Annotated in this window: 12 protein-coding genes and 1 pseudogene; 10 read left to right on the plus strand and 3 right to left on the minus strand. The window is 59.9% G+C overall.

The annotated features are described in order from the left end of the window. Positions 1-234 precede the first annotated feature (234 nt). Complete coding sequence (locus tag P775_RS11360; protein WP_099911121.1) at positions 235-1272, minus strand: dipeptidase; 1038 nt, start codon at positions 1270-1272, stop codon at positions 235-237. A 264-nt stretch (positions 1273-1536) separates the two neighbouring features. Between P775_RS11360 and P775_RS11365 the strand changes: the two genes are divergently transcribed. The 6 genes from P775_RS11365 to P775_RS11390 are packed head-to-tail and all read left to right on the plus strand — an operon-like array spanning position 1537 to position 8230. Beyond that, positions 1537-3135, plus strand: coding sequence for an ABC transporter substrate-binding protein (locus P775_RS11365; protein WP_099911122.1), 1599 nt, complete (start codon positions 1537-1539; stop codon positions 3133-3135). Further along, positions 3132-4145, plus strand: coding sequence for an ABC transporter permease (locus P775_RS11370; RefSeq protein ID WP_245875645.1), 1014 nt, complete (start codon positions 3132-3134; stop codon positions 4143-4145). Before P775_RS11365 ends, P775_RS11370 begins: the two co-directional genes overlap by 4 nt. Positions 4146-4155: 10 nt before the next feature. Continuing rightward, positions 4156-5055 (plus strand): ABC transporter permease, encoded by a 900-nt coding sequence (locus P775_RS11375; protein WP_099911123.1) that lies wholly within the window; start codon positions 4156-4158, stop codon positions 5053-5055. Positions 5056-5065: 10 nt separating this feature from the next. Beyond that, positions 5066-5908 carry an ABC transporter ATP-binding protein gene (locus tag P775_RS11380; RefSeq protein ID WP_099911124.1) on the plus strand — a complete coding sequence of 281 codons (843 nt, stop codon included), beginning with the start codon at positions 5066-5068 and terminating at the stop codon, positions 5906-5908. Then, on the plus strand, positions 5905-6666 hold the full coding sequence (locus P775_RS11385; protein WP_218967668.1) for an ABC transporter ATP-binding protein: 762 nt from the start codon (positions 5905-5907) through the stop codon (positions 6664-6666). Before P775_RS11380 ends, P775_RS11385 begins: the two co-directional genes overlap by 4 nt. Before the next feature lie 43 nt (positions 6667-6709). Beyond that, entirely contained in the window at positions 6710-8230 is a 1521-nt protein-coding gene (locus P775_RS11390) for a serine hydrolase domain-containing protein (protein ID WP_099911125.1), read from the plus strand. 76 nt (positions 8231-8306) lie between these two features. Here P775_RS11390 and P775_RS11395 read toward each other — a convergent pair. Next, positions 8307-8866, minus strand: a pseudogene (locus tag P775_RS11395) (IS6 family transposase). Between the two features lie 57 nt (positions 8867-8923). Then, complete coding sequence (locus P775_RS11400; RefSeq protein ID WP_218967669.1) at positions 8924-9211, minus strand: hypothetical protein; 288 nt, start codon at positions 9209-9211, stop codon at positions 8924-8926. Positions 9212-9274: 63 nt separating this feature from the next. Between P775_RS11400 and P775_RS11405 the strand changes: the two genes are divergently transcribed. The 4 genes from P775_RS11405 to P775_RS11425 all read left to right on the plus strand — a co-directional run bounded on the left by P775_RS11405 (position 9275) and on the right by P775_RS11425 (position 13354). Further along, complete coding sequence (locus P775_RS11405) at positions 9275-10312, plus strand: tripartite tricarboxylate transporter permease (protein WP_218967670.1); 1038 nt, start codon at positions 9275-9277, stop codon at positions 10310-10312. A 76-nt stretch (positions 10313-10388) separates the two neighbouring features. Continuing rightward, positions 10389-11378, plus strand: coding sequence for an AbrB family transcriptional regulator (locus P775_RS11410; protein ID WP_099911126.1), 990 nt, complete (start codon positions 10389-10391; stop codon positions 11376-11378). Positions 11379-12175: 797 nt separating this feature from the next. Next, positions 12176-12397, plus strand: a complete 222-nt coding sequence (locus tag P775_RS11420) for a hypothetical protein (protein ID WP_099911128.1) — start codon at positions 12176-12178, stop codon at positions 12395-12397. 276 nt (positions 12398-12673) lie between these two features. After that, positions 12674-13354, plus strand: a complete 681-nt coding sequence (locus P775_RS11425) for an SOS response-associated peptidase (RefSeq protein ID WP_099911129.1) — start codon at positions 12674-12676, stop codon at positions 13352-13354. Positions 13355-13476: the final 122 nt, after the last annotated feature.

Below are 13476 nucleotides of genomic sequence, written 5' to 3' on the forward strand. Positions count from 1 at the left end.
TCGGCAAAACTCAAACCCGGAGTCTCGCTCACGCTGGATAAAAGTTGGGGGCAACGTCAGCGGTTTTGAATGCCCTCTGTGCGGCGCGCCCGGTTGTCAGCTTTACCGGCGCAGTCCGCCCCGCCTTTGTCGACTGGCTGTCTGGCGCGGCGGGGATCAGTGTGTTGCGCGGCGAACCCCGAGGGTAGGCTTTCGCCTCAGCCGCCCGGCGAACCCCGAGGGTAGGCTTTCGCCTCAGCCGCCCCAGGTCCGCTCCAGCACACGAATCCAGTTTTCATGGGTGATCTTGTTCAGCGCTGCCGCATCATAGCCCGCAGAGCGAAGCGCCTGCGTCAGCTTTGGCAGGTCACGGCAATCGCGCAGTGCGGCCGGGATCATCGTGCCGTCGAAATCTGAGCCAAAGGCCACATGATCAATGCCGATGCGGTCCACGATGTAATCGACGTGCCGCACCATCTGCGACAGGTCCATATCAAGGTCGAGGCGACTGTCGGGTGTCAGGAACTTGACGCCAAAGTTGATGCCGACCAGCCCGCCCGTATCGCGGATCGCATCCAGCTGTGCGTCCGTGACGTTGCGGCTGTGGGCGCATATGGCATGTACGTTGGAATGTGATGCCACCAGCGGCGCATCCGAAATGCGCGCGACATCCCAAAAGCCTGCGTCGTTCAGATGCGACAGATCCACCATGATCTTCAGCTCATTGCAGGTCCGCACGAGCGCTTTTCCGTGGCCTGATAGTCCGGGCCCGATATCGGGGCTGTGCGGGTGACGAAACGGGACCCCGAAGGCAAAGATATTGGGGCGGCTCCAGACCGGTCCAAGCGTGCGCAGACCGGCGGCGTGCAACAGATACAACAGATCAAGATCGGCGCCGATTGCCTCGGCCCCTTCCAGATGCATGACGGCGGCAAAGCTGTCGCGCGCCAGAGCCGCCCGGATATCAGCAGCCGTGCGGCAAATACTGAGTGCGCCCTGCGAGTCTGCCTCGATCCTCGTCAGCAGGGCGGCCATCGAGGTGGTGACATCCAGCGCCTCTTCGCGGCTGGGTGTGGGCCAGTTGCCCTGATCATCCAGCACACGTTCCGAAGGCACATAAATGGCGCACAGCCCGCCCGCCAGCCCCCCCTTACGCGCGCGCGGCAAATCAATGTGACCCTTGTCTTCCCCATCAATGAAACGGCGACTCGCCTCCGGCCCGCCAGAACGCCACAGGCGCAGCAGGGCATCGTTGTGACCATCGAATACGGGAAGTTTGTCTGAGGACGTCATAAATTGCTCCGATTGGATAAGCGCAATTCTCTGCCTGTAAAAACGGCAATGCAAGTATGGCAATGATCTGAGCTTCTTAGGTATGGATCAGTAAGATATTGAAAATAAATACCTATGCAGAAAATGCATGGGGTATCCCTAAATCGGCATTGGATGACCAAAAAGTGGGCATGATAGCGCGTGGTCCAACCAAACGTGACGGCCACCGACAGTTGCCGAAAGGCCGCCGTTGCTCTCGTTTATCATCTGAAAGGATCTTCTGGTATGCTTACAAGACGTAATTTTCTGGCCACTGCAGCCGCTTTCCCGACCGTAAGTTACCTGTCGCTGAACGCAGCGATGGCGGATACGCCAAATGACATCCTTGTTGTTGCGCAGCAGCTAGACAACATGACCACACTCGATCCGCATGTCAGCTTTGAGGCTGTCGGGTCGGAGATCTGTGGCAACATGTACCAGAATCTGGTGAAGCCGAGCCTCGAAAATGCCGACGAAGTTCTGCCCGAAGTTGCCGAAAGCTGGGAAGCCAGCGAGGACAGCAAGACCTTCACATTTAAAATTGCCCAGGGCCAGATCTTTGCTTCCGGTGGGGCCCTGACGGCCGAAGATTGTGCATGGTCCCTGCAGCGCGTCGTATCGCTGAACAAAAGCCCCGCGTTCATCATCACTCAGTTCGGCTTTACCCCCGAAAACGTTGTCGAGCGCATTCGCGCCACCGATGCGCAGACACTTGTCATCACCACCGAAGAACCCACCGCAATCGGCTTCCTGCTGTACTGCCTGTCGGCCAATATCGGTTCTGTCGTTGAAAAAGCCGTCGTTGAGGCCGAAGCCGTTGACGGCGACTGGGGTACGGCCTGGCTGGACAAGAACTCTGCGGGTTCGGGTGCGTTCACGCTGCAAGTTTGGCGTCCGTCAGACACGATTTCGCTGAACGTAAACCCGAATGGCGGCTATGATGGCAGCCTGCAGCGCGTCATTCTGCGCCATATCATCGACCCGTCCACCCAGCAGCTGATGCTGGCCAAGGGCGACATCGACATCGCGCGCAACCTGACGACACAGCAGATCGAGTCGCTGGCAGACAATGCCGACGTCGATCTGATCCGCAAAAAACAGGCGTCGCTGATGCTGGTGTCGATGAACGCTGCCAACGAAACGCTGTCGAACCCGAAAATCTGGGAAGCGGTGAAATGGGCGATCGACTACGACTCGATCCAGAAAAACATCCTGTCGGGCACCCATGACGTCCACCAGTCCATCATTCCCGAAGGTCTGCCCGGCGCCGTGAACGAGGTGTTCTTCACCCAGGACATCGAAAAGGCAAAGGCGCTTTTGGCCGAAGCAGGTTATCCCGACGGTTTCACGATCACCTTCGATCACTATTCGGCGCAGCCCTATCCGGACGTCGCGCAGGCGATCCAGTCGGATCTGGCCAAAGTCGGCATCAAGGCTGAACTGATCTCTGGTGAAAACCGTCAGGTGCTGACCAAGATGCGCGCTCGCGAACATCAGATGATCCTGTCCGCATGGGGCACCGATTACTTTGACCCGAACGCGAACGCGGACGTGTTCTGCATCAACTACGATAACTCAGAGGATGCGGCGACCAAGCCCTTCGCATGGCGCTCAAGCTTCAAGGACGACAAGATCACCGAAATGGCAGTGGCAGCCCGGGATGAGCGTGATCCGAAGAAGCGCATCGAGCTTTATGTCGAGCTTCAGAAGTATTACGCGCATAACAGCCCTTTTGCGATCATGATGCAAAAGACCACCACCGCGGCCTGCCGCAAGAATGTCACAGGCGTCGAACTTGCTCCGCTGCCGGATGGCAACAGCTATGCGGAGACCACGAAAGCGTGATCCCGAAACTGAAATCCTTCGGCTCCATGCTCAGCAGCGTCCTTGTGACGCTGCTTGGCCTTGCTATCGTAACCTTCATGATCGGCCGGGTGATGCCTGTCGATCCAGTGCTCGCCGCCGTTGGCGACAACGCCCCCGAGTCCGTGGTGTTGCAAGCACGTGCCGACATGGGGCTGGACGATCCTCTGATTGTGCAGTTCTGGCACTACCTGGTGCAGCTGGCACATGGCGATTTCGGACGGTCTGTGCTGACACATAACGAAGTGGCTTCTGACATCGCACATTATTTCCCGGCGACGATGGAGCTGGCGACGGTGGCCCTGATCCTGGCTGCCGTGATCGGCGTGCCGCTGGGCATCTGGGCGGCGGTGCGTCAAGGCAGCATCACCGATCAGGTGATCCGGGTGCTGTGTCTTACGGGCCATTCCGTGCCGGTCTTCGTTCTGGCGCTGGTTGGTTTGCTGATCTTCTACGTCTTTCTCGACATCGTGCCGGGGCCGGGGCGTCAGGATATCATCTACGAGGGCATGATTCCATCAGTCACGGGCTTTCTGACCATCGACACGATCCTGGCGGGCGATGCGGGCGCGTTCTGGGATGCGGTGCATCACATGGCGTTGCCGGTCTGTATCCTGAGCTACTTCTCGATGGCCTATATCACTCGCATGACCCGTGCGTTCATGCTGGGCGCGCTGAAGGGCGAATATATCGTCGCAGCACGGGCCAAGGGCCTGTCGCTTTGGGCCGTGGTTCTGGGCCATGCTTTCCCCAATGTCGCGGTGCAGCTGATCACGGTTCTGGCGCTGACCTATGCCGGTCTTCTTGAAGGCGCGGTGGTGACCGAGACCGTCTTTGCCTGGCCGGGGCTTGGGCAATATCTGACGAATTCGCTGATGAACGGCGACATGAACCCCGTGGTCGGCACCACACTGCTGATCGGCTGCGTCTATGTCGGGCTGAACCTGCTGGCCGATCTTCTGTACCGGGTGTTTGACCCGCGCGTTAAATAAGGGCCAAACCATGTTAGCTGACTTCCGCAGATGGGCACTCAACGACGATGCCGGTTCACGACGGCAGGCCGCCTGGGGGCGGCGCTATCGCATCTGGCTGGCGCTGAAAGGCAATCCGCTGGCGATGCTGGGGCTGGCGATCATCCTTGCCTGTGTGGTGCTGGCCGCACTGGCGCCGGTGCTGGCCCCCTATGATCCGACAGTGCAGGAATTGACCGACCGGCTGGCAAAGCCATCCGCGGCGCATCTGCTGGGCACGGACGAGCTGGGCCGGGATATCCTGTCGCGGCTGCTGTATGGCGGGCGCGTGACCCTTGGCATGGTGATCGCGGTGGTCGTTCTGGTGGCGCCACTTGGTCTGGCGGTTGGCACCGTTGCCGGATTCTTCGGCGGCTGGGTCGATACCTGCCTGATGCGCGTCACCGATGTCTTTCTCGCCTTTCCACGTCTCATCCTGGCGCTGGCCTTCGTCGCTGCCCTGAGCCCGGGCGTGGAAAGCACGATCCTGGCCATCGCGCTGACCGCCTGGCCGCCCTATGCGCGTATCGCACGGGCCGAGACGCTGACCATCCGTCATGCCGATTTCATCGAAGCGGCCGCAATGACGGGGGCATCGCCCTGGCGCATCGTGGCCCGCCATGTGGCGCCGCTTTGCGTGCCGTCGCTGATCGTGCGGGTGACGCTGGACATGTCGTCGATCATCATCACAGCGGCAAGCCTTGGCTTTCTTGGCATGGGCGCGCAGCCCCCCAGCCCGGAATGGGGTGCGATGATCGCCACGGCAAAGCGGTTCATTCTGGACCAATACTGGGTCGCGCTGGCGCCCTGTGTCGCGATCCTGATGATTTCGCTGGCCTTCAACTTCCTGGGCGACGGTCTGCGCGACGTGCTCGACCCAAAACAGAGCTGAGGGCCAAACAATGTTAGTCGATATTCAAGATCTCCGTATCGCCTTCGTAAGTAACGGCACGCGCTTTGAAGCGGTACGCGGGATTTCATTGTCGCTGGACTTGCGCGAAAAGCTGGGCATCGTGGGCGAGTCGGGGTCTGGCAAGTCGCTGACGGCTCGGGCACTGATGCGCCTTCTGCCGAAACAGGCCGACGTCCGCGCCACGAAGATGACGTTTGACGGTATTGATCTGCTGAGCCAAAGCGAACGTGAGATGCGCAAGATCCGCGGCGGACGCATGGGCTTTGTTCTGCAGGACCCCAAGTATTCGCTGAATCCGGTCAAGACCATCGGCACCCAGATTGCCGAAAGCTGGCGCACCCATAAACGCGGAAACCGCAAGGAAGCGCGCGAGGCGGCACTTGATCTGCTGGAACAAGTCATGATCCGCGATCCAAAAAAGGTGCTGGATGCCTACCCGCACGAGATTTCGGGCGGGATGGGCCAGCGCGCGATGATTGCGATGATGCTTGCGCCCGACCCCGAGCTTCTGATCGCGGATGAACCCACCTCGGCCCTGGATGCCTCTGTGCAGGCTGAGATTTTGCGACTGATCGATCATCTGGTGGAGAGTCGCGGGATGGGGCTGATCCTGATCAGCCACGATCTGCCGCTGGTGTCGCATTTCTGCGATCGTGTCAGCGTGATGTATATGGGCCAGCAAATGGAAGAGATCGCAGCCGCAGACCTAGCCCGTGCCGAGCATCCCTACACACGGGGTCTTTTGAACTGCATGCCGATGTTGAACAAACCGCGGGCTATCCTTCCCGTGTTGCACCGCGATGTCGCCTGGCTGGAGGAGAAAGCACAATGACCACCATGATCGAAGCGTCTGATCTGGGGATCGCATTTTCCGGCACGCAGGTCGTCAAGGGGGTCAGCTTTGATGTGGAACCCGGTGAAAGCTTTGGCATCGTGGGTGAATCCGGCTCTGGCAAGTCGACCGTTCTGCGGGCGTTGGCGGGTCTGAACCGTGACTGGTCCGGGCAGATCTGTTTTGACGGGAACAAGGTTGGCCTGCGCCGGGACCGGACGTTTTACACCAAGGTTCAGATGGTGTTTCAGGATCCCTTTGGCTCTTTGCATCCGGCGCAAACGATTGATCGCATCCTGTCGGAATTCCTGCTGGTCAACGGCATCGGTGATATCGACGGCCGTGTAAACCGGGCGCTGGCCGAGGTCGCGCTTCCGTCGTCGGTGCGTTTTCGCTTTCCCCACCAGTTGTCCGGCGGTCAGCGTCAGCGGGTTGCGATAGCACGCGCCCTGATCGCAGAACCCGAAGTGCTGTTGCTGGACGAGCCGACATCGGCCCTGGATGTTTCAGTGCAGGCCGAAGTGTTGAACCTTCTGGCGGACCTGCGCCAGCGTCTTGGCCTGACCTATGTGATGGTCAGTCACAATCTGGCGGTGATCGCACATCTGTGCGCGCGCATGGGGGCCATGCAGCACGGTATCATGGTCGAACAGCTGACGACCGAGGCGCTGCGGAACGACAAGGCCGTCCATGCCCATACCCGCGAACTGGTCGACCTCAGCTTGAGCCTGGAAACAGTTGAGGCCGCCGCTCTCTAGCGCAGCCTTCACCACCTATTTTTATCACGAACGGGGCAGACTGATGACAGGGCAATACCTGAACTGGCAGGCCGCTGAAACATGCGCACAACAGCTTTTGGGCCGCTGGGATGGCCGTGATCCGGGCGGCGCGCTGGTCAGCTTTGACTCTGCGGGCGAGCGATTTGACCATGCCACAGGTGTTGCCGATCTCGCCACGGGCGCTGCTTTTTGTCCGGATACCCTGTCACGTCTGGCTTCGGTGACGAAACATGTGTTTTGCAGCTTTGTGCTGGCCCACGGCGATGTGATTGCCCTGACGGATCCGCTGGGGCGGCATTTGCCAAAACTGGCGCCTGCCCTTGGCGCGATCACGGTCGGTCAGGCGCTCGACATGAGCGGCGGTGTTCCCGATACCCGCGAAGCCCTGACCCTGCTGGGCCACTCGGTCTATACTCGCAGCGAAGCACCGGACCTGCTGGCCTTTCACGAAGCGATGCAGGCGCCCAGTTACGCGCCGGGCACAGAGGTGCATTATTCCAACGGCGGCTACCGCCTGGTCGAAGAAGCGCTGCGGGCCAAAGGCCTTGATTTTGCACCCTATATTACAGAGCTTTCGCAGCCGCTTGGCCTTGATTTTGTCGCGCAGGACTATTGGATCGATCCACTGGCGGGGCTTGCCCCCGGATATTGGGCGGGCGCTGAGGGCTGGCAAATCGGCATGCAGGGCATGCACCTGTCTGCCGCCGGGGCCTTGGCCGGATCTGGCCGCAGTCTGGCCCGTTGGGGCCGTGCCCTGTTGGCGGGGGAGGGCGCACAGGCCGGGCTGTTGGAGCAGTTGAGCGCGCCGCGCCATCTGTCAGACGGGCTGAGCACTGGATATGGTCTGGGGGTGCGTCATCAGAAGATCGGACCCCATGGCCTGATCGGCCATGGCGGCTCGCAACCCGGCTACAAGAGTTTCCTTCTGATGTGCCCCGAGGCCGGTGTCGGCGTGGCAATGGTTGCCAATCGCGACGACGCCAATGGCGCGGACATGACAGCGCAGGTTCTCGCCGTGCTGCTGGGACAACAGACACCAGCGACGGCGGCGCATGGTCTGGCTCCGGGTCTTTATGTTGCCCCAGAAGGTGCCGATTGGCTTGAGATCACCTCCACCACAGCTTGCCGCCTGGATGATGAGGTTGCACTTTATGCAGCACCTGATGGCTGGGCTGACAGCGGCTCGCCCACATCGCGGTTGCAGCTGCATATGGACGGTGGCGATATTGTGGGGTTTGTGGGGCATGCACCTGTACATTTCAGCCCTGCGCATTCCGAAGACGGTCGGCCAAAACATCTGGAGGGCTGCTGGCAAAGCGATCTGCACGGCGGGATGCTCGAAATCAACGAGGGTGCTGTGGTGATCGGCGCAGGCCCGACACGACAGGTGATGCCACTGCAAAGTCTGGGCAACGGAAGATACCTGTTTTCCCGTTTGGACCCGCCATGCTCGCGCCGGATTTGCCTGTGTGAAACCGGCGCGGACTGTTTCACTTTGTCCCTGTCGCGTGCACGTGGACTTGGTTGGCACCGGATTTTTTAGTCCAGCACTGGATGGCGATCATAGATCGGGGCCGATCCCACTGCCAAGCTGCATTTGCTCTATCTGTGTTGTCACGTTAACTCGCCGAGTTTGCAAGTTGGCGCGTCGTTCGTTGATCAAGCTGAATTTGCTGCGGATTTCCACGCTGCGAATGCTTCGAGGCGGTGGTAGCGGATGGTGAGAGCGGAATGACTGCGACACCATCGAAGCGCAGTTTGTCCGTAATGATCCGCTTGTGCATGGAGTCCCAGCGGATCATCAGCTTGACCAAAAGCCGTTTTGCAGCGCGCTTGTCTCGTCTCGATTGAACGATTTTCTCAAGAACAACGCCGTGTTGATCGACCGCGCGCCAGAGCCAGTATGACCGGCCTGCGATATTCACAACGACTTCGTCCAGATGCCAGACATCGCCGGGGCGCGGCGGCCGTCGCCTTAGAAAGTGGGCGATCCGGGGTCCGAACTTGACGTTCCAGCGCCGGAGCGTCTCGTGCGAAACGTCCACGCCACGTTCCAGCATCAGCTCCTCAACCTCGCGCAGGCTCAAGTTGAACCGGACGTAGAGCCAGACAACGTGAGCGATGATCTGGGTGGAAAGCGGTGGCGTTTACAGATGATTTTCAATGTCTGAGTCGACACCGCCTACGCCCAGATCAATGAACCGACAACCTCAGGCCAGTTAACGTGACAACGCCCTCAGATTGCGTAACGCTTCTCAAGTTCGTCGAAGAGGTCTTTGCGCACCATCCGTTGGCGCTCCATGAAGCTGGCCAGAGGACCGCTTTCATCCATCTTGCCCGTATCCTTGAGCTGACCCAATGCCATCTGCACGCCATAGACCGCCGACTGAAGCGCCACATTGGCATAGAGGATGAGAGAAAAGCCCATCTCGCCCAACTCATCCAAATCCAGGATTGGGGTCTTCCCGCCTACCACCAAATTAACCAGCTGAGGCGTGCCTTTCTGTGCCGCGCGGATGCGCATCTGCGCCTCCGCAATTGGCACAACTTCCTTTCCGGAAAAGTGCCCGCAGCGCTTGCGGATTTTTTGATCTTCGAGCTGGATGGCGCTGGCACCTGCGCGTTCGAGCGCGCGGATGTGTTCTGGGGGCTGACGCTGATTGCCACGCTGAACGACAGCAGCTTGTCGAAAGGGCTGGTGGCGGGGTTCTTTGGGCTGATCCTCAGCCAGATCGGTATGTCCACCACAGGCATCATGCGCACTACAATTGCCAACCCGCATCTGCTTGACGGCATTCCGGTGGTACCGGCGATGATCGGCATTTTTGCGGCATCGGAACTGCTGCGCCTGCGCGGCAGCACGTATTTGGTGCAGGACAAGGCGCAGCGCGACATTTCAATTCCGAGGATCCTCAAAGGTGTCGTCGAAACCTTCCGCTATCCTGGCGTTCTGATCCGCGGGAGCCTCATCGGTGCGGTAATTGGGGCAATCCCCGGCGTGGGGTCATCTGTCGCGAACCTCGTTTCTTACGGAGAGGCAAAGCGTACCTCGAAGACTCCCCAAGCCTTTGGTAAAGGCGCGCCAGAGGGCGTGACCGCGGCGGAATCCGCCAATAGCAGCTCGGAAGGCGGGTCAATGACCGCGCTGCTTGCGCTTGGTATCCGCGGTGGTGCGGCCACTGCAGTGCTGCTCGCCGCGTTTTCCTTTCACAACATCATTGGTGGCCCATCCTTTATCCGCAATCAAAGCGACATCGTCTACTCAATCATCCTGGGTAATCTGGGGCAGGTGGTGCTTCTGGCAGTGATAGGCCTGCTGATGCTACGCTTGCTTGGCATGGTGGTGCGGGTGCCGCTGTCTTATTTGGTGCCCAGCGTTCTGGCGATGTGTGCCTGGGGTGGCTACGGGATCACTGGCACGATTGCGGGGCCCTTGACGGTTGCGGCTTTCTCCGCGCTTGGCTGGCTGATGCGCAGGAGCGACTATCCGGTCGCGGCCACGGTGATCGGCCTTCTACTGGGGCGGATGATGGAAGGAGAACTCGTGCGCACGTTGCAGATCTCGGGCGGTCACCCGATGAATTATCTGCTGGAACGTCCGATTGCGCTGACGCTTTTATCATAATGATCCTTGTACTTGTCGGCGCGCCGGTCCTTAAGGCAGTGCGTAAACGCAAACAGGCCTCGGCAGAACACACCTCATGACACTCTCACCTCTCTCCCGCGGCGCTGTCACACTGATTGTCGGCGCGGCGGGTGGACTTGCATTTTTTCTGCTGAATTTGCCGCTCCCCTGGGTTCTGGGCAGTCTCGCGGCCTCTGCGTTCGTGACCCAGGTTTCAGGCTTTCAGCCGACATTGCCGCCGAGTTGGCGCAGCTATTCGATGGTGGCGATCGGCAATATGCTTGGGACTGGCTTTACTCAGGATGTCGTCGCCCGCTCAGGCACCTGGGTGTTCAGTCCGATCGCAATGTCGCTGCTGTCCGTGGGGTTCGGTGTCTTTGCCTATGTTATTTTCCGGCACTGGGGCGGAATGGAGCGCAACACGGCGCTCTTTGCGGCGATGCCCGGGGGGCTTTCCGTGGTTTCAATGCTGGCCGAAGACTATAGGACCGAGGTCAACCGAGTGGTCCTTTGTCATACTGCGCGGCTGGTTGTCCTGCTGGTGTCCGCACCCATCGTGATCCAGATGATCTCTGGCATAGACCTCGCCGATGCAAACCGTGCCGCCTATGCCCATCCCGAGGCGATTGATCCCCTGAACCACAGCATTCTCGCGCTTGCCGCAGTCGTAAGCTGGTTCATTGCAAGCCGCATGAGGTTGCCGTCGGCAATGCTCCTTTTGCCATTGCTGACCTCGGCATTGCTGCACGCGACAGGGCTGCTGACCGTCCATGTGCCGCTCGTGTTGTCCACGCTGGCGCAGATTGTCATTGAGGCAAGCGTGGGCGCCCGTTTCGCCAGCTACACGATGATCCAGATCTTCCGCGACGGCTGGCTTGCGGCCCTCGTGGGCATCTTTCTGGCCTATCTGCCCGGTGGCGCGCCCGAGCTCGGGGTCGTTGCACTGGCACTCTTGATCGACCCGGCGATGGTCGCCGCACATCATGTGCTTCGGGTTTTTCTGATCGTTGCGATCCTTCCTGTCCTTGCCAGCTGGGCGGGGGAGCGCAAGACACGCCCATTTTAGGTTTCAGATGACCGGGCCCCAGTGCGCCTAGGCAGGCTTTCACACCGGCTCACGTGTATAGAGCTGCCATGCCTTTGCGGAGCATCCAGTCGTTCACATTTTGTCTCCGTTCTGGCGGTCATACACACTGCCGGTAGCCTTCGCGTCTGAGAGACTGATTTGAAAATAACTTATTTATTTCAGATATTTGTGATTCTGATGGGTTGCAAGGCTGAACGGAGATCCCGAGGTTAGGACCGACCTCACCCGTCGCCAACATCACTGGGCAGGCAAGCTATACGCAAGCTATCTGGCCAACGCTATTGGCGTGGTCTTTCCCGGACCTGATCCACGCACATGCAAAAGCACGCTGCGAGGCCTGATGGTGAAACAGAGGCGGATATTCATGATGGTGGTCGTCGCAGTCCAGACCTCGAAACGCCGGGCGGCGACTGGTTTACCCGGCGCCGTTCATACCGAGGCCGTTTTTATGGCCTGAGAGAAATGTCTTGTCGCGATCCATCATGGTCATCACCTACCCGGGAGGCCGTATTTGGACAAGTGAAGCTTCTGTAACGCGCGGCAGGTGAGTCCGCACTTTTGCAGGTCGGCCTTGCTTGAATGATGCGCCTACGGCGAACGTCAGCTTCGTGTTTGTCCTCAAGCCTAAGCGAACTCTTGCGCAAGTTGAATGGACGGTCTTGCAGTCAGCCCTTGTGCGTTTTTTGCTGCGGGAACGGGAGCAAATGAGTGCGACCGTTGCAACAGTCTGGTCCCGCTTTCAGGGGCTGCATGCGAAGAGGAAGTACATGAACTGAATGAATGATTGGGTCCACGAAGAAGAGATTGAGCCGGTCGAGGAGGAGCCTCGACAACCTATGACCCTCGAAACCATCGGGAAAGCAGGTCTCTTGTGGGCCGATCCCGCTCTGCCGCCGGAGTATGTTGTTTCGGTGACCGGGTTGAGCCCGAGGGAGCTTCGCCGCTTGTTCGGGGCTAAACCCAGCCAAGAGAAGATCCGCGCCAAGGTCAGCCATTAACTGCACGTCCTGGTGTGCGCTGTATAACGGCGCGGCGCCCTCGTCGCTCGCCGGTCGTTCTGGCAACCGACGTAGCATTTACCCACCCAGTTTCGAAAGAAGCATCGGCAGGCAACCCCGTGCAAGCGATGGCATTGTGTTGCATAGCCGTCGTTTTGGGCCGCTCAGTACTGTCCCGACGGACATGTCGGTGACATCAGAAACACCCTTCCCCGAAGCGGCGTGTTCTGGCAATGTTCCGGATCAATCCTTCCTCTCTATTCTCCGGATCCGCTGATGTGCACCCTCTATTCACAGACCAAATCCCAGGACGCCATGCGGCATGTCTTTGACGATGTGATCGAAGGGGGTGAGGCCTTTGAGGATCTGGTGGGCAACCTGCCACCTATGGCGGGGATCTTCCCGGACTATGCCGCGCCGATCATCCGACACGCAGAGGCGGGTGGGTGGCAACTGAGCAAAGCCCGCTGGGGCATGCCGACGCCGCAGGTGTTTCTGAAGGGCAAGCGCACAGATCCCGGTGTGAGCAATATCCGCAATACCGCCTCAGCCCACTGGGGGCGCTGGCTGGGGGTGGAGCACCGCTGCCTTGTGCCCTTTACCAGCTTTTCCGAGATCGACAGCCGCCCCGGCGCGCCCCGCAATCACCCGGTCTGGTTCGCACTTGGTCCTGATCGGCCTCTGGCGTTCTTTGCGGGTCTGCGCACCGAATGGACCTCTGTGCGCAAACTGAAGGAGGGCGAGGTAATGGCGGACCTCTTTGGGTTCCTCACCTGTCCGCCCAACCGCGAGGTGGCGCCCGTTCATCCGCAGGCTATGCCCGTCATCCTGACAACGCCTGCGGAATGGCGCAGCTGGCTGACAGCACCTGCCGCCGAGGCGCTGCACCTGCAACGACCCCTTTCAGACGGGATGCTGCAGATCGTGGCGGAAGGGGCGCGTGAGGATGCGGCCTGAGGTCGCTCCACCCGACCCCTTATCCTTGCGCCCGCGCCGCGTGCATGAGGCCGAGGGCGGGGGGCGGCGCGCATTCGCCTGGTTTCAGGCGGCACGGCATCCGGGACCGCTGGTGTGGATCC

It is taken from the genome of Puniceibacterium antarcticum (assembly GCF_002760615.1).
Lineage (GTDB): Bacteria > Pseudomonadota > Alphaproteobacteria > Rhodobacterales > Rhodobacteraceae > Puniceibacterium > Puniceibacterium antarcticum.

What these genes read in the sequence shown, in the direction of transcription:
- P775_RS11380 (WP_099911124.1), top strand. Translation starts at nt 5,066, where the DNA reads ATGTTAGTCGATATTCAAGATCTCCGTATCGCCTTCGTAAGTAACGGC.
- P775_RS11390 (WP_099911125.1), top strand. Translation starts at nt 6,710, where the DNA reads ATGACAGGGCAATACCTGAACTGGCAGGCCGCTGAAACATGCGCACAA.
- P775_RS11365 (WP_099911122.1), top strand. Translation starts at nt 1,537, where the DNA reads ATGCTTACAAGACGTAATTTTCTGGCCACTGCAGCCGCTTTCCCGACC.
- P775_RS11385 (WP_218967668.1), top strand. Translation starts at nt 5,905, where the DNA reads ATGACCACCATGATCGAAGCGTCTGATCTGGGGATCGCATTTTCCGGC.
- P775_RS11410 (WP_099911126.1), top strand. Translation starts at nt 10,389, where the DNA reads ATGACACTCTCACCTCTCTCCCGCGGCGCTGTCACACTGATTGTCGGC.
- P775_RS11360 (WP_099911121.1), bottom strand. Translation starts at nt 1,272, where the DNA reads ATGACGTCCTCAGACAAACTTCCCGTATTCGATGGTCACAACGATGCC.
- P775_RS11400 (WP_218967669.1), bottom strand. Translation starts at nt 9,211, where the DNA reads ATGCGCATCCGCGCGGCACAGAAAGGCACGCCTCAGCTGGTTAATTTG.
- P775_RS11375 (WP_099911123.1), top strand. Translation starts at nt 4,156, where the DNA reads ATGTTAGCTGACTTCCGCAGATGGGCACTCAACGACGATGCCGGTTCA.
- P775_RS11420 (WP_099911128.1), top strand. Translation starts at nt 12,176, where the DNA reads ATGAATGATTGGGTCCACGAAGAAGAGATTGAGCCGGTCGAGGAGGAG.
- P775_RS11425 (WP_099911129.1), top strand. Translation starts at nt 12,674, where the DNA reads ATGTGCACCCTCTATTCACAGACCAAATCCCAGGACGCCATGCGGCAT.